19 protein-coding genes and 1 other RNA gene are annotated in these 20,107 nt (G+C 30.4%); 19 read left to right on the plus strand and 1 reads right to left on the minus strand.

The window, feature by feature from the left end; translation table 11 throughout:
- Window positions 1–88: 88 nt before the first annotated feature.
- From CLTEP_RS04925 to ssrS, 17 genes are all read left to right on the plus strand, one after another.
- Complete coding sequence (locus tag CLTEP_RS04925) at window positions 89–790, plus strand: zinc dependent phospholipase C family protein (RefSeq protein WP_066823477.1); 702 nt, start codon at window positions 89–91, stop codon at window positions 788–790.
- 488 nt (window positions 791–1,278) lie between these two features.
- Complete coding sequence (locus CLTEP_RS04930; RefSeq protein WP_066823480.1) at window positions 1,279–3,033, plus strand: B12-binding domain-containing radical SAM protein; 1,755 nt, start codon at window positions 1,279–1,281, stop codon at window positions 3,031–3,033.
- A gap of 167 nt (window positions 3,034–3,200) precedes the next feature.
- Complete coding sequence (locus CLTEP_RS04935) at window positions 3,201–3,527, plus strand: ATPase (RefSeq protein ID WP_066823483.1); 327 nt, start codon at window positions 3,201–3,203, stop codon at window positions 3,525–3,527.
- On the plus strand, window positions 3,514–5,523 hold the full coding sequence (locus CLTEP_RS04940) for a V-type ATP synthase subunit I (RefSeq protein WP_066823485.1): 2,010 nt from the start codon (window positions 3,514–3,516) through the stop codon (window positions 5,521–5,523). The genes CLTEP_RS04935 and CLTEP_RS04940 overlap by 14 nt, the downstream gene beginning before the upstream one ends.
- Window positions 5,524–5,557: 34 nt before the next feature.
- Entirely contained in the window at window positions 5,558–6,052 is a 495-nt protein-coding gene (locus CLTEP_RS04945) for a V-type ATP synthase subunit K (protein ID WP_066823488.1), read from the plus strand.
- A 21-nt stretch (window positions 6,053–6,073) separates the two neighbouring features.
- A complete protein-coding gene (locus CLTEP_RS04950) occupies window positions 6,074–6,673 on the plus strand; it encodes a V-type ATP synthase subunit E (RefSeq protein WP_066823491.1) in 600 nt (199 codons plus the stop codon).
- A 55-nt stretch (window positions 6,674–6,728) separates the two neighbouring features.
- A complete protein-coding gene (locus CLTEP_RS04955; RefSeq protein ID WP_066823494.1) occupies window positions 6,729–7,730 on the plus strand; it encodes a V-type ATP synthase subunit C in 1,002 nt (333 codons plus the stop codon).
- Window positions 7,723–8,031, plus strand: a complete 309-nt coding sequence (locus CLTEP_RS04960; protein ID WP_066823636.1) for a V-type ATP synthase subunit F — start codon at window positions 7,723–7,725, stop codon at window positions 8,029–8,031. Before CLTEP_RS04955 ends, CLTEP_RS04960 begins: the two co-directional genes overlap by 8 nt.
- 18 nt (window positions 8,032–8,049) lie before the next feature.
- Window positions 8,050–9,822 (plus strand): V-type ATP synthase subunit A, encoded by a 1,773-nt coding sequence (locus CLTEP_RS04965; RefSeq protein WP_066823497.1) that lies wholly within the window; start codon window positions 8,050–8,052, stop codon window positions 9,820–9,822.
- Window positions 9,815–11,197 (plus strand): V-type ATP synthase subunit B, encoded by a 1,383-nt coding sequence (locus CLTEP_RS04970; RefSeq protein WP_066823500.1) that lies wholly within the window; start codon window positions 9,815–9,817, stop codon window positions 11,195–11,197. Before CLTEP_RS04965 ends, CLTEP_RS04970 begins: the two co-directional genes overlap by 8 nt.
- Before the next feature lie 2 nt (window positions 11,198–11,199).
- Complete coding sequence (locus tag CLTEP_RS04975; protein ID WP_066823503.1) at window positions 11,200–11,856, plus strand: V-type ATP synthase subunit D; 657 nt, start codon at window positions 11,200–11,202, stop codon at window positions 11,854–11,856.
- Between the two features lie 126 nt (window positions 11,857–11,982).
- Window positions 11,983–12,318, plus strand: coding sequence for a hypothetical protein (locus CLTEP_RS04980; protein ID WP_066823505.1), 336 nt, complete (start codon window positions 11,983–11,985; stop codon window positions 12,316–12,318).
- 338 nt (window positions 12,319–12,656) lie between these two features.
- Window positions 12,657–13,127 (plus strand): peptide deformylase, encoded by a 471-nt coding sequence (def, locus tag CLTEP_RS04985; RefSeq protein ID WP_066823508.1) that lies wholly within the window; start codon window positions 12,657–12,659, stop codon window positions 13,125–13,127.
- A 154-nt stretch (window positions 13,128–13,281) separates the two neighbouring features.
- Entirely contained in the window at window positions 13,282–15,579 is a 2,298-nt protein-coding gene (gene helD / locus CLTEP_RS04990) for an RNA polymerase recycling motor HelD (RefSeq protein WP_201786590.1), read from the plus strand.
- Window positions 15,580–15,681: 102 nt separating this feature from the next.
- Window positions 15,682–16,077, plus strand: coding sequence for a hypothetical protein (locus CLTEP_RS04995; RefSeq protein WP_066823514.1), 396 nt, complete (start codon window positions 15,682–15,684; stop codon window positions 16,075–16,077).
- Window positions 16,078–16,127: 50 nt separating this feature from the next.
- On the plus strand, window positions 16,128–16,676 hold the full coding sequence (locus CLTEP_RS05000; protein ID WP_066823639.1) for a flavodoxin family protein: 549 nt from the start codon (window positions 16,128–16,130) through the stop codon (window positions 16,674–16,676).
- A 48-nt stretch (window positions 16,677–16,724) separates the two neighbouring features.
- Window positions 16,725–16,911: non-coding RNA, 6S RNA (gene ssrS / locus CLTEP_RS05005), on the plus strand.
- Between the two features lie 51 nt (window positions 16,912–16,962).
- On the opposite strand, the gene CLTEP_RS05010 is transcribed toward ssrS, so the two are convergent.
- Window positions 16,963–17,169 (minus strand): Spo0E family sporulation regulatory protein-aspartic acid phosphatase, encoded by a 207-nt coding sequence (locus tag CLTEP_RS05010; RefSeq protein ID WP_066823517.1) that lies wholly within the window; start codon window positions 17,167–17,169, stop codon window positions 16,963–16,965.
- 353 nt (window positions 17,170–17,522) lie between these two features.
- Here CLTEP_RS05010 and CLTEP_RS05015 point away from each other — a divergent pair, with 353 nt between their 5' ends.
- Both CLTEP_RS05015 and CLTEP_RS05020 read left to right on the plus strand, forming a co-directional pair.
- Entirely contained in the window at window positions 17,523–18,464 is a 942-nt protein-coding gene (locus CLTEP_RS05015; RefSeq protein WP_066823520.1) for a magnesium transporter CorA family protein, read from the plus strand.
- Window positions 18,465–18,560: 96 nt separating this feature from the next.
- Window positions 18,561–19,982, plus strand: a complete 1,422-nt coding sequence (locus tag CLTEP_RS05020) for an aminopeptidase (RefSeq protein ID WP_066823522.1) — start codon at window positions 18,561–18,563, stop codon at window positions 19,980–19,982.
- Window positions 19,983–20,107: the final 125 nt, after the last annotated feature.

A 20,107-nucleotide genomic window follows, 5' to 3' on the forward strand; every position in this document is an offset into this window, starting at 1 on the left:
TACATAATTAACTACATAATTATTATGTGATTAATTCATAATAATAACCGTGGAAAGAAAATGAAATTTTTAAAGGAAAGTGATATTTATGATTAGGAAGATTGAAAAAACTTATGGAATTACTCTAAAGGGTGCTTTAAAAATTATAAATCCAATCAAAAAAAGGCTTATTAAGACATACTGCCTTGTGCATAAGTTTTTAAATAGACAGGCTTTGCGAATATTGCATAAAGAAAATTATTTAGATGAATACAAATTTTATTCTAAATATATAATATTTCTTAATGAAGGTGCAGTATGGGCAGATCAAGATTTTAAAAGTATTAACCATTTCTTCCATTACAATAAAAGGAGTGGTCTATTTGGATTTTCTAATGCTTTGTCAGAATGCTGTGATTATTATAACAAGGCAGTTGATTACTATAATCAAAATAATATTGAAAAAAGTATGTTTTATATTGGAGCAGCGTGTCACTTGGTTCAGGATTCAACTGTTCCTCAACATGTTAATAACAAACTACTGAGTGAACATAGACAATTTGAATTATGGATAATAGATGAAGTCATAAATAAAAATTCTTTTGGAGAATTGAGCAATATTGTTGAGTACGATGATATAAAAGATTATATAATTATAAATTCAAGAAAAGCTTACAATATATACCGCAAGAATTCTCATATAACAGATAAATATAATCGATATAATAGCGTTGCATCCGAAATTATTAAACTAGCACAGGGTTCAACAGCGGGATTTTTGATTAAATTTTATAATGAAAATGTTAAATGAACTATTATGTGCTTCTAATTGGTAATGTTTGACTTGATAAGTGTGGTATTTGTGATAAACTGTTTTATATGAACAATGATCGTTAAGAGGAATTTAGGTACTAGGAGGAGAAACAAGGTACTAGACTTTAAATTTCTAACTAAGTTACAATCTGCTTTGGCGATTGGAGATTAGTGATTAGCGACTTTGGTTTAGTTTCCAGTCTCCAATCTCTAGTTTCTAACACAAATTTGTAACTTGGTAACCAGTATCGGATTTAGGTACCAGGTGCTAGGTTAAATTAAGTTTGCTAGGGTGCTAGAGTACTAGACTACTAGTGCAGATTTATAAACTTGAATACTAAATTCTATAAATTAGCAACTATTTTTTATTCAAAATTGCGTAACAATTTTATCATTAGCTGGTAACTAGCAAACTAGCCAACTGGCACTCTTATTTTAAAGAAATTGCGTAGCGATTTTAACCCTTTAGTGAAAGGAAGAAAACTAATGAAAGTATTATTAGCAGCAATAAATTCGCAATATATTCATTCGAATTTGGCAGTAAGATATTTAAAAGCATTTACGAAGGATTTAGATTATGATTGTGCAATTTTGGAATTTACCATAAATGACAGAATAGAAAATATTTTAAGAAAGATTATACACCATAAACCAAATATTGTAGCTTTTTCTTGTTATATATGGAATATAGAATATGTTGTGAAGCTTTCGAAATTGATAAAAATTATAGATAAAGATATTGAGATAGTATTTGGAGGACCAGAAGTAAGCTATGATGGATACTCATTTTTAAAAGAAAATGATGGCGAATATGTTATTGAAGGGGAAGGAGAACTAACTTTTAGAGAACTTATAGAATTTAAAATTAATGAGTACAAGAATTTTCAAACTAATAATATAAATGTGGTTGATGTGAATATAATTGAAGAGGGTTTAAAGAAAATAAAGGGGCTATATTTTAAAACAAGTAATGATGTAAAATATACTGGTCCTAGAGAAAACATCGATATGAATAATGTTGTTTTTCCATATGATGAAGAGGATGATTTACAAAATAAAATAGTGTATTATGAAGCATCGAGAGGGTGTCCATTCAACTGCAAGTATTGTTTATCTTCAACTATAAGAAATGTAAGATTTAGAGATATTGAAACTGTCAAGAAAGAATTAAAGTTTCTTATGGATAAAAATGTTAAATTAATAAAATTTGTTGATAGGACTTTTAATGCTAACATTAAATTTGCTATGGAAATATGGAAATTCTTGATAGAACAAGATACACAAACTAAGTTTCATTTTGAAATTTCAGCAAATTTGTTTAAAAAAGAGGAGATTGAGCTTTTGTCAAAAGCACCATACGGAAGGTTTCAATTTGAAGTTGGAGTTCAAACTACCAACAATGAAGTATTATCAAATATTAACAGGAAGGTTGACTTTGATGATATATCAGAGAAGGTTGTAGAAATTAAAAAGTTGAACAATATTAAGCAGCATTTGGATCTTATAGCTGGATTACCTGGAGAGAATTTTAACTCATTTGTAAAATCTTTTAATGATATTTACAGAATAAAACCAGAAGAAATTCAATTGGGATTCCTTAAATTGCTTAAAGGTTCTCCAATGAGAAATGAAGCAAAAAAATGGGGAATGAGTTTTTCACCATATCCACCTTATGAAATTTTAAAAACTAAGCACATAACTTACAATGAATTAGTAATACTAAAAAGAGTGGAGAAGATGGTTGATAAATATTATAATACGCAGAAATTCAACAATATAATTTCGTACTTTGAAGAGAAGTTTGATTCACCTTTTGAGTTTTATAGAAAACTTTCAGAGTACTTTGAGTATAGAGGATATTTTGATAGGAGTTTATCCTCGACAGAATACTATAGAGTTTTTATTGACTTTAATGAAGCCGTAATTGGTGAAGAGAGTAATGCACTTAAAGAAATAATCAAGTTTGATTATTTGCTGCATAATAAGAAAAAATGGGTACCTGAATTTTTAAATAGAAATTCGGATAAAAATGTTATGAAAGAAATAAAAAAGTTAATAAGGAATTCCGGTACTGAATTTAATATGGATAATTTTCATATTGAAAAATTTAATATTGACATTTCAAATTATTTAAAGAATAGAGAAATAATTTTAAAGGATTTTTACATATTGTTCGATAAAAATAATGATGATAAATTTTATGAATTGGCTAAGATTGTAGATTTAACGCGTATATTTTAACAAATTATTAATTTTGGTTTAATTTTAATAAAAACTTGCAAATAAATCACAAAGGGACTATAATCATATTGTATCCGATACTATATTAAATAATACATCCTATGTATTAATAAGTATTGGATATCATATTATATACTATTTATTTTATCTTAGAAGGTGGTGATAAATTGGCTATTGAGGCAATTAAGGAAATTAATTCTGCTGAAGAAAAGGCAAAAAAAATTATTGAAGATGCCAATTTCAAAAGCAAAGAAATTTTGAAGGAAGCAGAAGATTTAGCAAAGCAAGAGTATCAAAAAGTAATAGAACATGCTAAACAACAGGCATCCAAATTGATTGATTCAGCAGTTTCTGAAGGAGAAAAGATTGCAAAACCAATATTAGAAGAGGGGGATGATGAAGTAAAGAAAATAATTAATATCAACAAGGACAAAGTTGATAAAGCTGTTAATTTAATAATCGATAAGGTTGTGAATAGAAATGGCAATAGTTAAAATGAACAAATTTAGTTTGTTTTTGTTTCGTGACAGGAAGGAAGAACTTTTGCAATCTCTTCAAGAATTTGAAGGGGTTCAGTTTATCAACTTGCAAAATGAAATTGATAATGATGAATTGTCTTTTTTGCAAGCTGATTCAGAAAGTAAGAAGGCTTCTGAGTTTGAAACAGAATTATCAAAGGTTAAGTTTTGTATTAATATTTTAGACGATTACATAGAAAAGGAGTCAGCTATTGAGGCATTAAAGAAGGGTAAAAAGGCATTAACTTTTAAAGAACTTCAATACAAAGCTAAAAGAACAAATTGGACTGAAGTTTATGATGAGTTAAAAAATAAAGACAATATGCTTACGACTCTAAAAAATGAAAAGACAAAATTGGAGTCAGAGATACAGAGCTTAACACCATGGAGTAGTTTTGATTCAAGCTTTGAAGAACTAGATAGAATGAAGTTATGTAAAGGTTATATAGGAACAATTCCTACATCAAGAGTAGATTCTCTTAGGGAAGAGCTTTCAAGTGGTGTTCCGTATTCTTATTTGGAAGTAATAAGTGAGGAAAAGAATGATTCCAATATTTTGATTGTGTATTATGCCAAAATGCATGAGCAAGCTGAAGAAATAATAAAATCCAATGGTTTTTCAAAAGTTGATTTTAACTATAAAGGAAGACCGAATGAGATAATTGAGAGACTCACCGAGAGAATAAAGCAGAATGAAAAAGAGCAAAAGGAAGTAGTTGAAAGCATAAAAGAATATAAGAACAGATTAGAAGATTTACAACTTGTTTATGAATATTTTAATAATCAGGTTATTAAGGCTAAGGCATGTGAGAACTTTTTAAAGAGTGAAAAGATTATTGTTTTGCAGGGCTGGGTAAGTGCTGAAAACAGTGTGTTGCTCGAGGAAAGTGTAGAAAAAGTATGCGGCGAATATTATTATATAGATTTTAAAGATGCCGAAGATGAGGAAAATGTACCTATTGAACTTAGAGGTAATGCATTTACTGAGCCATTCCATGGTATAACAGAGATGTATAGTTTGCCAAGTTACAGGGAAGTTGATCCAACACCAGTGCTATCAATTTTTTATGTTTTGTTCTTTGGAATGATGTTATCAGATGCTGGATATGGATTGGTATTAACAGTTGGTACTTTGATAGCGTTAAAAGTTTTTAAACTTGATAAAGCAAAGAGAAACTTCTTAAAGTTATTTTGTTATTTAGGATTGTCAACTGTGTTTTGGGGCTTCATATATGGAGGTTTTTTCGGAGATGCGTTGGGTAGTGGATTTGGATTAAACATTAAGTATTTCAATAATCCGCTAATAGATCCTAAAAATGATTTGATGACTGTGTTGGGTATGTCAGTTGTTTTTGGATTGATTCATATCTATATTGGACTTGGAATGAAGGCATATGTATTGGCAAAAAACAAAAAGTATATGGATATAGTGTACGATGTTGTAACATGGTATGTTGCTGTTACAGGTCTTATACTATTAGTTGGTAAGTCAATGCTTCCAGGAGTTCCACCTATACTAGGAAAGGTACTGACTATAGCCGGATTGATTGGATTATTGCTTACACAAGGAAGAGAAGCAGATTCAATCGGTGGAAAGATTGGTGGAGGAGTATATGGCTTGTATGGTATAACTTCATATGTTGGAGATTTGGTTTCTTATTCGAGATTGCTAGCGTTAGGACTTGCAACTGGATTTATTGCAACAGCATTTAATTTGATGGTCAATCTAGCAACAAAGGGAATGATTAAAAGTGGAAATCCTATATTGTTTATAATTGGATTGATATTAGCTGTTGTTATGTTTACATTTTTACATGTATTTAACATAGGTATAAATGCATTAGGTGCTTATGTTCATACTTCTAGACTTCAGTATTTAGAGTTTTTCGGTAAATTTTATGAAGGCGGAGGCAAGAAGTTTAGTCCTTTTAAGCCAGATGAAAAGTTTATAAATATTAAAAATGAAAGATAAATATAAAATTTATTAAGAGTGGAGGAATGAAATTATGACATTTATAGAGTTTTTAAGAGCAAATAATGGAGGATTTATTTTAGCATTACTAGGTGCTGCACTTGCAACAGGATTAGCTGGTATTGGTTCAGCTAGAGGTATTGGTATAGTAGGTCAGGCTGCTGCTGGAGTAGTTACAGAAGATCCAGAAAAATTTGGTAAAGCACTTATATTAGAATTACTTCCAGGTACACAGGGATTATACGGTTTCGTTATAACTTTGATTATATTGATAAAGATTAATATTTTTGGTGGAAATGTTACTGTAGATTTAACTCAAGGTTTCCTTATATTCATGGCTTCACTTCCAATAGCTATTGCAGGATGGAGATCAGCTATTTCACAAGGTAAAACAGCAGCTGCAGGAATTCAGATACTAGCTAAAAAACCTGAACATTCAACAAAAGGTATTATATTAGCGGTAATGGTTGAAACATATGCATTATTAGGATTTGTTGCTTCAATTTTGATGATTACATTTATTAAATAAGGAAAAGTAAGGGTGAAGCATATGGCTAATATTGAAAGTTTAGTAAATAAGATTATAGAAGATGCTCAAAGGGAAGCAGATTCAATTGTTAGTATTGCTCAAGATAAAAAGAGTAAAATGATAAATATTGAAAAAGAAAAAGCTGAAGCAGAAAAAGATGAAATTTTAGCTAAAGCAAAGATTGAAGCACAAACAAGGAAAGAAAGAGTAATATCGAATGCAAAATTGCAAGTGAGAAATAATAAACTTCAAGCTAAGCAAGAAGTTATGGATAGGGTTTTTGAAATTGCATTAGAGCAACTAAGGAATTTGCCTTGCGATATGTTCTCTAAATTTGTTAAGACGTCAGTGATGTCTTCTGATGTTGATGGTAATGAAAAAATCATTGTTAATGAAAAGTACAAATCAAAATTCAATGATGAGCTTATGAATGATATAAACAACTCGTTAAAGGAAACTGGAAAGGTTTCTAATGTTGATTTGAGTGTTGAAACAAGAGATATCAAAGACGGATTTATATTAGCGAAAAAAGGAATTGAACTCAATTATACTTTTGAAGACTTGATGAATTCGATAAGAGAAGATATCGAAGGCGATATTTTAGCGGTATTGTTTGAGTAAAATGGCTTTGTTCAGCTTTGTTTGGATAATTAAGTTTGGAAAGGTGGAAACCTAAATGGATAAAACTATTTATGCTCAGGCGGTATCCAGAATAAGAGCGATGGAAAATAGACTCTTGGATAGTACTAAAATTAATAGAATGATTGAGAGCTCTACTGCAGACGAAGCCATGAAAGTACTTCAGGAAACTGAGTATGGTGAGTTTATGGGAAGTGTAAAGAGAGTAGAGGATTATGAAATTTTATTGAGTGAAGAACTGAAAAGAGTATATTCCCTTATGTATGAAATTTCGCCTGAGAAATTGATTGTGGATATTTTAAGCTTAAGATACGATTATCATAATATTAAGGTTTTAATTAAGGCAAAAATATTAAATAAAGATTATGATTATCTTCTTATTCCAGTAGGTACGACTGATGTTGATATTTTAAAGAACAGTATATATACTGAGAATTATGTTGATTTGAATAATGATATGAGGGAAGCAATAGAGAAGTCATTGGCTTCTTATGAATTGGAACATGACCCTCAAAAAATAGACATTTATGTTGATAGATACCTATATAAGAAGATGTTAAAGTTAGCACATAAGCTGGATGATACTTTTATGATAGAGTATATACAGAAAATGATTGATATTACCAATATTAAAACATTTTTAAGGGTTAAAAATCAGAAAAAAGAAAAAGAGTTTTTAAATGAAGTGCTAATTAATGGCGGTAAAATTGATCTTGATATCTTTAGAGATTATTATAATGATTCTAATGAGAATTTCATGAATAGAATTTCGCATACGGACTATTTTGATATTTTAAGAGAGGGTCTTGAAAAATTCAATAGTTCGGGAAGTCTTAATGCTTTTGAAAAGCTTTTTGATGATTTTATTATGAAGTTTATTAGGGAAGCAAAATATGTTAGTTTTGGAGTAGAACCTCTTATGGCATACGTTTTAGCAAAAGAAACTGAGATAAAGATTATCAGGATTATTATGGTTGGAAAGTTGAACAATGTGAAACCTGATGTTATCAGAGGAAGGCTGCGTGATGTTTATGTATAAGATAGGGGTTGTAGGAGATAAGGATTCGGTTCTTGCTTTTAAGGCAATTGGTATAGATGTTTATCCAGTAGTTGAAGCAGAAGAAGCGAGAAAAGTTGTTGACAAACTTGCCTATAATAATTATGCTGTTATTTTTGTTACAGAACAGGTTGCACAGAATATTGAGGAAACAATAGAAAGGTATAATAAAATGATGCTTCCTGCCGTTATTCTTATACCAAGTAATCAAGGCTCACTTAATATAGGTATGAAGAAAATAAGTGAAAATGTAGAAAAAGCAGTGGGCGTAAATATTTTATAGAAAGGTAGGTAGGAGAACTTGAAAATCGGTAAGGTTATAAAAGTTTCAGGTCCATTAGTTGTTGCAAGTGATATGGATGAAGCTAACATATATGACGTTGTAAAAGTTGGAGAAAAAGGCCTTATAGGTGAAATTATCGAAATGAGAGGCGACAGGGCTTCTATTCAGGTTTATGAGGAAACAGCTGGCATAGGTCCTGGGGATCCAGTAGAATCAACAGGAGAGCCTTTGAGTGTTGAATTAGGACCAGGGTTATTAGAAGCTATGTTCGACGGTATTCAAAGACCTCTAAATGCTATAATGGATAAAGTAGGGAATTTCTTAACAAAGGGTGTAAGCGTTGCATCATTAGATAGAAATAAGAAATGGCACTTTGTTCCCGAAGTTAAGGTTGGAGATAAAGTAGAGCCAGGATACATAATTGGTTCTGTACAGGAGACTTCAGTAATTAATCACAAGATTATGATACCATACGGTATTGAGGGAACTGTAAAATCGGTTAAAGAAGGGGATTTTACAGTAGTTGAGACAGTAGCTGAAATAGAAACTAAAGATGGTATTAAGAATGTTACATTGATGCAAAAATGGCCAGTAAGAAAAGGAAGACCATATGTAAGAAAGTTAAATCCAGAAGAGCCGATGGTAACTGGACAGAGAGTAATTGATACATTTTTCCCAGTAACAAAGGGTGGTACTGCTTGTGTACCAGGACCATTTGGTAGTGGTAAAACAGTTGTACAACACCAGCTTGCTAAATGGGGAGATGCTCAGATAGTTGTTTATGTTGGTTGTGGTGAGCGTGGTAATGAGATGACAGACGTTCTTAATGAATTTCCTGAATTGAAAGACCCTAAAACAGGAGAATCTTTGATGAAAAGAACGGTATTGATTGCTAATACATCAAATATGCCTGTTGCTGCGAGAGAAGCATCAATATATACTGGACTTACAATAGGAGAATATTTTAGGGATATGGGATATTCTGTTGCTATGATGGCAGATTCAACATCACGTTGGGCAGAGGCATTAAGAGAGATGTCAGGAAGATTAGAAGAAATGCCAGGTGACGAAGGATATCCAGCATATCTTGGTTCAAGAGCTGCTGATATTTATGAAAGAGCAGGTAAAGTAATTTGTTCTGGAAGTGATGATAGAGAAGGTGCATTAACATTCATAGGTGCTGTATCACCTCCAGGAGGAGATTTATCTGAACCAGTTACACAGGCAACATTGAGAATTGTAAAGGTATTCTGGGGATTAGATGCTCAGTTGGCTTACAGAAGACATTTTCCATCTATAAACTGGTTAAATTCATATTCATTATATCTGGATAAAATAGGTAGATGGATGGATAAAAATGTTGCAGCGGATTGGAGTGCTTTAAGAACTGAAGCAATGTCTCTTCTACAAGAAGAATCAAAATTAGAAGAAATAGTTAGATTAGTTGGTATAGATGCATTATCTGAAAAGGATAGATTAAAGCTTGAAGTTGCAAAATCATTAAGAGAAGATTATTTGCAGCAAAATGCTTTCCATGAAGTTGATACTTATGCTTCATTGGATAAACAACATAAAATGCTTAAACTTATATTAAGTTTTTACAACCTATCAAACAAAGCACTTGCAGCAGGGGTTTACCTTGATAAATTATTAAAACTTGAAATTAGAGATAAAATAGCTAGGGCTAAATATATAGCAGAAGGTGAAATCGATAAGATTGATGGAATTATGAGTGAATTACAGGATGTAATTGATAAAATAATTACAGAAGAAGGTGTTGCAAATGCTTAAGGAATATAGAACAGTCAAAGAAGTAGTAGGACCTTTGATGCTTGTTGATCAGGTTGAAAATGTAAAATATGATGAGCTTGTTGAAATAGAAATACAAACTGGAGAAAAGAGACGTGGTAGAGTACTAGAGATAAATGGTGATAAAGCCATGATTCAGCTTTTCGAAGGTTCAGCTGGTATAAATCTTAAAGGAAGTAAAGTAAAATTTACTGGTAAGCCGCTTGAACTAGGCGTATCCGAAGATATGCTCGGTAGGGTATTTGATGGATTGGGAAGACCAAAAGATGGTGGACCTAAGATAATTCCTGATAAAAAATTAGATATAAATGGTGAGCCAATAAATCCTGTTGCTAGAGATTATCCATCAGAATTTATTCAAACTGGTATATCACCAATTGATGGTCTTAATACACTTGTTAGAGGACAGAAATTGCCTGTTTTCTCGGGTTCAGGTCTTCCACATGCTGAGCTTGCAGCACAGATTGCAAGGCAGGCAAGGGTTTTAAATTCTGATTCTAAATTTGCAGTTGTGTTTGCTGCTATAGGTATAACTTTTGAAGAAGCTCAGTTTTTTATAGATGACTTTACTAAAACAGGAGCTATTGATAGAGCTGTTCTATTCATTAATCTTGCAAATGACCCTGCAATTGAGAGAATAGCTACTCCAAGAATGGCTTTAACTACTGCTGAATATCTTGCATATGAAAAAGGTATGCATGTACTTGTTATTATGACTGATATAACAAATTATTGTGAAGCTTTACGTGAAGTATCAGCAGCAAGAAAAGAGGTTCCAGGTAGAAGAGGATATCCAGGATATTTATATACTGACCTTTCTACATTATACGAAAGAGCTGGTAGAATAAAAGGATTGGAAGGATCAATTACTCAGATACCAATACTTACAATGCCTGAAGATGATAAAACACATCCAATACCTGACCTTACAGGATATATAACAGAGGGACAGATAATTTTATCAAGAGAATTATATAAGAAAGGTATTATGCCTCCTATAGATGTTCTTCCTTCATTATCAAGACTTAAAGATAAGGGAATTGGTAAAGGAAAGACTAGGGAAGACCATGCAGATACTATGAATCAGCTTTTTGCGGCTTATGCACAAGGAAAGCAGGCTAAAGAATTAGCTGTTATACTTGGTGAATCTGCACTTTCTGATACAGATAAGTTATACGCAAAATTTGCAGATGCTTTTGAAAAAGAGTATGTTGCACAAGGATTTGATACTAATAGAAGTATAGAAGAAACATTAAATTTAGGATGGAAGCTTCTAACTATTCTTCCTAAGTCAGAGCTTAAGAGAATTAGAGATGAGTACTTAGAAAAATATATGCCTAAAAGAGAGGGTGAGTAAAGGTGGCAAGACTTAATGTTAATCCCACCAGAATGGAGCTCACCAAGCTTAAAAAAAGATTGGTAACTGCTACACGTGGTCATAAATTGCTAAAAGATAAGCAAGATGAGCTCATGAGAAGATTTATTGATCTCGTAAAGTATAATAATAAAATAAGAAAAAGCGTAGAAGAGGAGCTTTCAAGTGCTTTTAAGGATTTTGTTATGGCGCGTGCATTGATGTCATCAGAGTTTTTAGAGGAAGCAATAATGTATCCAAAGGAAAGTATATCTGTTGATATTGAGAAAAAAAATGTAATGAGTGTAAATGTTCCTGTAATGAATTTTAGAAGAAAGTTAGATGGAGAAGAGGGAAGCATTTATCCATATGGATTTGCAAATACATCAGCTGAATTGGATACTTCACTTGAAAAATTGTACAACATATTGCCAAAATTACTTGAATTAGCAGAGGTTGAAAAGTCATGCCAACTTATGGCTGATGAAATTGAAAAGACTAGAAGAAGAGTTAATGCACTTGAATACATGACAATTCCACAGCTTGAAGAGACTATAAAGTATATCAAAATGAAGCTTGATGAGAATGAAAGAGGTTCTTTGGCAAGATTAATGAAGGTAAAAAGTATGATGGAACAGCAGGCTTTACAACAACAAAGTTAATACTTATAATAAATAAAAAAAATCGGAGCATTATGCTTCGATTTTTTTATTCAACATCTTTTGACAATTTGTTATAATATAATATATACTAAATAAATAAAATATATAAAGATAGGGGGCGAATATATGAACAATGGTGAAAAAGTTTTAATGGACTCCAATTTATTGAAGAAAATCAAGTCGGGTTTGCAGCAGATTAGAATTAGAGTTGCTGATGAAGAATTAAAAGGAGAGGTTGACAAGATTCTCCAATTATTAGACAATAACGATAATGACGAAATTAAATTTGAATCTCTAGAAGATACTATACATAATAAAATGAAGACAACTAAGGACAAGGATTTAAATGTAAAGCTCTATATGTTATATAGAAAACTTCAAGATGGTAAGATTTCAGAGAGTGAAGCCTTAAAATTATATGAAATATATGTAAAGGACGAATACAAATACGGATACCTCTAGGAGAGAATTAGGGACTAGGAGATAAAACAAGGTGCTAGGTGCTGGGGATTAGGTTCTAGGGAATAAGAGAGGAACAAATGGGCTAGAGGGCTAGTTGGCTAGTGCAGATTTGGAACTTGAATACTTTACACTTTCAAGTAATATATGTTTTTAATATTACATTAGCTAGCCACTGACTAACTGGTCACTAGTAGTCTTGTTTAAAGAAATCGTATAACGATTTCATCATTAACTAGCAACTAGCCAATTGGTAACTAGCAGTCTTATTTTTAGGAAATTGCGAAGCAATTTCAACCTGTTTTTGTGTTGTATTTTTAAATAGAAGGGAAGTAATTAAAATGGCAGTAAGAGATATTTTGACTTTTGATGATAAGGTGTTACATACTCAATGCGAGAGAATTAATGTTATTGATGATGATGTGTTAAGCATTATTCAAGATTTAAAAGATACATTATATGCAGGTACAGGAATAGGACTTGCAGCTCCACAAATTGGTATATTAAAAAGAGTTATATTAATAGATTTAAGGCAGGGTGATGAACCCGTAATAATAATAAATCCCAAAATAATTGCTCAATCGGGAAAAGAAAAAGATTGTGAAGGATGTCTTAGTTATCCAGGGTACTATGGTATTGTTGAACGTCCTAAAAAGGTTACTGTAATAGGCAAGAATATTGATGGAAAAAAAGTAATATATAAAGCGTCTGGACTTTTGGCAAGAGCATTATGTCATGAAATAGATCATTTAGATGGTATAGTGTATACAGATAGGACTAAAGAAGTATATTCTGAAGATGAAGAAGAATAAGTGCAGTTTATATAAGGCTGCACTTTTCTATTTTTTTTCTTTAATTCATTAAATAGATTATCATCTATTTTTAACATATAATCACTCCTTAATACCTGCCTATGGTATATATTACAACTAACTTCAATAATAAAGTCAATTTTATGAAAGGATGATGTTTTTGTCTATAAATAAAAAAGAAATGGATTATGAAAAATATAATTTAGAAGATACTAAGTCTTGGATACGCAAACAAATAGAGATTAGAGATGAAAAATATAAGTATATTGAACAAAAAGTATCATCATTAAAAAAAGGTTCAAGAGGAACATATAATCAAGAACTGCAATTGGCATTGACACGTCAAGAATTTGAGTTAAAGAATTTAAATAAATTTAGAGAATCAGAGAAATCACCTTATTTTGCAAGAATTGATTTTAAAGAAAAAAGAAGAGAATGTGAAGCATTATACATAGGTAAATTTGGATTGGGTGATGAGGATACATTTGATGAAAAAGTTGTAGATTGGAGAGCTCCTGTTGCTGATTTATATTATAGTGGAACACAGGGAAAGGTTTTTTATGAAGCTCCTAACGGTACAGTTGAAGGAGAATTATTACTAAAAAGAAAGTTCTTGATAAAAAATGGAGAGATTAAGGATGCTTTCGATGAGGGCATAAATGAAGTAATTGTTAAGTCAGGCATTTTAGAAGAAGGAAATGAGCTTGTTGATGAATTTTTAAAAATAACTTTAGAAGAGAGTATAAGTAGTAAATTGAAAGATGTTGTTGCTACTATTCAAAAAGAACAAAATGATATCATAAGAGCTACCATGAATAAACCCATCATTGTTCAGGGATCTGCTGGTTCAGGGAAAACAACTATTGCATTGCATAGATTGGCATACCTACTCTATAGGTACAAAAATTTTTTGTCAGGTGAGGATATACTGGTAATTGCACCAAATAAACTATTTTTGGACTACATATCAGAGGTGTTACCGAATTTAGGAGCTGATGAAGTTAAGCAAATAACGTTTGATGATATGTGCAGGAAAATATTAAAGTTTAAACAGAAAATATATTCAAAAGATGTAAAGTTATCAGAAATACTTGAAAATAATTTAGATGAAAATGATATGAGTGTTAAATGTAGTAAACTTAAGGGAAGTATGTTTTTTAAGACGGTAATTGATAGATACGTAAAATACATTGAATTCTATGATTCAAAGGTTGAAGATTTGATGTATGATGAATTTGTACTGTTTTCATCAAAAGAGATTAAAAGATTGTATTTGAGAGATATGAATCATCTTCCAATAAATAAAAGAAAAGAAGAAATAAAAAGGTACTTTAAAGGTAAAATAAAAAATAAATTAAGTGATGTTATGGAACAAATAGATAACTTCTATGATAGGAAAGTATCAGAAATCAAGAACAATATGGAAGATGGTAGTGAAAGGAGAAAAATACTTATTTCACTGTATGATGAAAGGGATAGCAAAAAAGAGAATTTAAAAAAGAATGCAAAAAAAAGAATAGATATATATTTTAAAGATTGGCTATTAAAAGATACAATTTCATTGTATTATGATATATTTAAAGATAAAGATGTGTTTGATAAGCTCACAGATGGCAGTATATCGGATTCATTATATGAATTTTTAGTATATGAAATAAATAAAAACAAAGAAAATGGTATTGTTGATTCTGATGATTTAGTAGCAATGACATATTTAAAATTTAAGATTGATGGTATTGATGATAAGATGAAATACAAGCATATTGTTATAGATGAAGCACAGGATTATAGTATTTTTCAATTTCAGTTAATCAACTTAATATCTCAAAATAATTCTATGACTATAGTTGGAGATTTAGGACAAGGAATTTATACATATAAAGGATTAAGTGATTGGAATCAACTTGATAAATTTGTTTATGGTGGTAATTCATACTATGTACCATTAACACAAAGTTATCGTTCAACTGTTGAGATAATAGATTTTGCAAATAATATTTTAAAGAAGCAGCGAAACTATATAAAACCTGCTTTACCGGTTTTAAGACATGGTAAAGAGATAAATATAATAGAATATGAGAATGATATAGAATTTTCAAAAGAACTAAATAATATTATTAAAGAAGTGGAAAGTGAAGGAAAGAATAGTGTAGCTGTAATTGGGAAAACATATAATGAATGCAAGAAAATATATGATATTTTAAAAAAGCATAGTAATGTAAAATGGTATTTGGTAAAAGATAATGATAACACAATTAAAATGGATAAAATAATAATACCGTCGTATTTGACAAAGGGATTGGAATTTGATTGTAGTGTTATTTTCAATTGTAATGATGAAAATTATGCTGATAATGAATTAGATAAAAAATTGCTATATGTTGCACTTACAAGAGCACTTCACTTAGAATATGTATTTTATAAAGGGAAAAAATCTAAATTGCTTGATTAGTGAACTCGTTTTGCTAAAGTAAAACATAGGGACTTTGGGTGGATTGAGGCCTTGTAGAATTGATAAAGTTAATGAAAACTATATGGAGGTAGAAGTGTAATTATGATTGATAAACAAAGTATTATAAATTATATTGAAGAAAATGATTTGGAAGATGTAAAAGAATTAAAATCAAGTGATGAATTGGTTATTCTAAAGTTTGATTATGTATTTGATAAATTCGAAATTGAATCGGCTGAAGCATTTGCAGATGAAGAATGTACAGAAAAGCATTCAGAAGAATGGTACTATGATTTTTATTTACCATATTTAAGTGATATTGCAATTGATAATGTAGAAGAAATTATTGAAGAATGTGTAGAAGATACGGATACTGAATATCAGCTTATTGCTTTGGATTTAAGTCCTGAACAACAAGAAGAGAATACATTTATGGTTGCATTTTATCGTGAGGGTATTGATGTTGAATTGGAAGACTATTTAGTAGAAATAATTTAGTGCAGTACATGGGTGGGAGTTTTGTAGAATTGATAAAGAGGAGTGATGATATGAAAACTTTAGTTTTATACGCTTCTCCACACAAAGATAGAAATACAGGAAAATTACTTGATAGTTTTTTAAAGGGATATAATAAAGATGTCGATATTATAGATTTGTATAATTTAAACATTAAACCATGTGTAGATTGTGGGTATTGCAAAGATAATGTTGGGCGATGTTTGATTGATGATGATATGATTGATATATATAGAAAAATAGAAAATAGCGACAATATTATTATAGCTGCACCCATGTATTTTGGCATGATACCATCAGTATTAAAGCTAGTAATAGATAGAAGCCAAATGATTTGGAATAAAAAAAACAAATTTAAGATTAAATCAATTAGCAAAAAAAAGGGTGTACTGTTGTTCACAGCAGGTGCTGAGTGGAATGATATGTTTTTTGCTATGGAGCTTATTTGCAAATATTTTTTCAATACCATTGGTTGTGAAATAGTAACTAGAATTTATGCAAATAATACTGATGTTATAGATGTTGAACATAATTATAAATTACTTGAATATGCATTTAGAGAAGGAAAATGTTTTTGTTAAAATTTTCATTTGATTTTTAGCTAAAAGATGATATAATAATTCTTGTAATAGTTTCTGAAGTGTTCGAGTTACTTATTATGCTCAACCGACAAAATGATTACGGGATTTTCAAAAGTTTTACCTATGTCATGCTCCGCTTTAATTATTTTGGGAGAAGACAGAAGTAAGATGAGAAAAACCCACCTGCTTGGACGGCGGGCGTGAGCATATAAGGAGACGGCATTTTGGGGCTAATATTATGGTGAAGATTAAAGCTACTGAATATTCAGTAGCTTTTTGGCTTTTCTTATGCAATTTTCTTTTTCAAATACATACAGTATTTTTTTGACTGAGATTGGACTATATACTTGTCCAATTTTTGACTAACAGCAATTACTACTTTATCAGTTGGTTTTTTAAATCTTAGCAATAAATAAAGAATTTGTTTGCTGAGTAAAATTTTGAGATTTAAAATCTCTTTGTGTAAAAATAATACTACCCTCTCCTTAATCATAATGGATCCCTCTCTCATAAAAAAATAAAATACTTTGTGTCTATATTCTACCAAAATTAAATCTATATGTTAAATTTTTTTTATGCTATTATATTACATAAAATAACACATGACAACATATTTTACCAAAAAAGCGATAGCAGTTCTTGAAATGGAATAAAATTCCATGCCGCAAACTGTTGAAAAAAGCCATTTGGAATTATATGTAAATGACGAAAATAGTCTAAAATTTTTTATAAAATTTTAACATAACTGATAATAGAGTTACAATAATTGAATATATTCGTTTACTTATAAACATAATATGAGTGTGGTTTTACAAATTGATAAATTATTTTGGCTGGTGGTTAATAATGCAAGCATATGATATGATTAAGGATGAGTTTTATTTTCATACAGATTTTAAAATCGGTAAGAGCAATTATTGGATTATTGCTACACCTGATGAACTAAAAAAAATACAAGAAAATATTGGAATAATAAAATATACCAAAACTGATTATGATAGTAAAATAAAACATCAATCAAGTATAAATTTTTTTGACGATTATTTGTTTTTATCATTAAATGTTCTCAATTTTGAAAACAATGTACTTAAAGCTAGTGATATAAAAATATTTCTATGTAGGAATTATATTTTAACAATTTATAAAGAGAACATTGATTTGCTTAATGAATTAATGAAGGATATTTCAAATTCTCAAAATTGCTTTATACTGAAAAGTAAGCCTGAACCTAGCATAGTTCTCTATTATCTATTAGATAGAATAATAATTAGGAATTACGAAGTTATATCTAAATTAGAGTATCAAGCAGATAAAATAGAAATAAATATTTTGAAAAATCCCAGACATGAACAAATAGATCAGTTAATAACTTTAAGGAGACAGGTTTATAAGATAAAAAAATATTTAAATCCTTTAAGATACATTGGAGATGCATTAGTAAGTAATGAAAATTCTATAATAGAACAGTGTAATATTGTTTATTTCGAAAGTATAAATAGTAAAATAGAAAAATTAATGATGGCACTTGAAGCACTTGTGCAAGATTTGGCGCTTGTTAGAGAGGCATTTGAATCGGAAATTGCAAATAAGACAAATGAGTTGATGAAGATATTTACGCTTATTGCCACGATTTTTTTGCCATTGAATTTAATTACTAGTATGCATGGTATGAACTATGATAATATACCATTTTGTGATTTAAAGTATGGTTACTACATAATGATAGGTGTTATGTGTCTTATTGCATCTTCATTGGTGATTTTATTTAAAAAGAAAAAATGGCTATAGTTTGTATTTTATAAATATAATAAATATTCGTATATTGAATTTTTTCTTGTAATCTAGTACAATGTTTGTGAGAATACTTTTAGGAGGTCTAAATATATGACTGAAGAAAAGAAAAATAATAAAACAAATTTTGAAAAGAAATACGAACTAGCTTGGGATAAATATTCCAAAGAAGATTTAAAAAAGGTTTATGATTTATCAGACGAGTACATAAACTTTATGTCAATTTGTAAGACTGAAAGGGAATGTGTAACGGAATTTATTAAACGTGCTGAAAAGTTTGGGTACAGAGATATCAATAGTGTTATTGCAGAAGGAAAAGGAGTAAAAGCAGGAGATAAGATTTATGCTAATTGTATGGGCAAAACTTTAGCTTTATTCTTAATTGGTTCTGAGCCAATTGAAAAAGGGCTAAAAATATTAGGTGCTCATGTTGACTCTCCAAGACTTGACCTTAAGCAAAATCCTCTTTACGAAGATTCTGATTTAGCATTATTAAAAACTCATTATTATGGTGGAGTTAAGAAGTATCAGTGGGTAACAATTCCTCTTGCTATTCATGGTGTAGTAGTAAAGAAAGATGGTTCTATTGTTAATATAGTTATTGGCGAAGATGAGAGTGAACCAGTTGTTGGAATTTCAGACTTATTGATTCACCTTTCAGCTGACCAAATGCAGAAGACATTAGCTAAGGGAATTGAAGGAGAAAGCTTAAATGTTTGTTTTGGAAGCTTGCCAATTGAAGATAAAGATGAAAAAGAGAGAGTTAAGAAGAATATTTTAAAATTAATGAATGACAAATATGGTATAGTTGAAGAAGATTTTGTTTCAGCAGAATTAGAAGTTGTGCCTGCAGGAAGAGCTAGAAGCTATGGTTTAGATGGTTCAATGGTAATGGCTTACGGACATGATGATAGAATATGTTCATATACATCTTTTGAGGCTATGATGACACTAAATAGTACAGATAAGACTTGTGTAACTTTATTAGTGGACAAGGAAGAAGTTGGAAGCATAGGTGCTACAGGTATGCAATCAAAATTCTTTGAGAATACAGTAGCAGAAATCATTAATCTAATGGGAGATTACAGCGACATAAAATTAAAGAGAGCACTTGCAAATTCTAAAATGCTTTCTTCTGATGTTAGTGCTGCATTCGATCCAAACTATCCATCTGTTATGGAAAAGAGAAATAGTGCATTCTTTGGTAAGGGTATAGTGTTTAATAAATATACTGGTGCTAGAGGAAAAGGTGGATGTAATGATGCTAACCCAGAGTTTATTGCTGAATTAAGAGCAATAATGGAAAAACACAATGTTTCATGGCAGACAGCTGAGCTTGGTAAAGTAGACCAAGGAGGCGGTGGAACTATAGCTTACATTCTTGCTCAATATGGAATGCAAGTTATAGATTCTGGAGTTGCTCTTCATAACATGCATGCTCCATGGGAAATAGCAAGCAAAGCTGATATTTATGAAGCATATAGAGCATATAAAGCATTTTTAATAGAAGCATAATAAAAAAAGCAGTGGGAAATCCCGCTGCTTTTTTAAATGACTTTTATATTAATATGTATTGATACTATTTTCAAGAGTAAAGATTGAGTAAGATAAGTTTTTTGGTATAATGTTATTATGAATTT

This window comes from Clostridium tepidiprofundi DSM 19306, from assembly GCF_001594005.1.
GTDB lineage: Bacteria > Bacillota > Clostridia > Clostridiales > Clostridiaceae > Clostridium_AC > Clostridium_AC tepidiprofundi.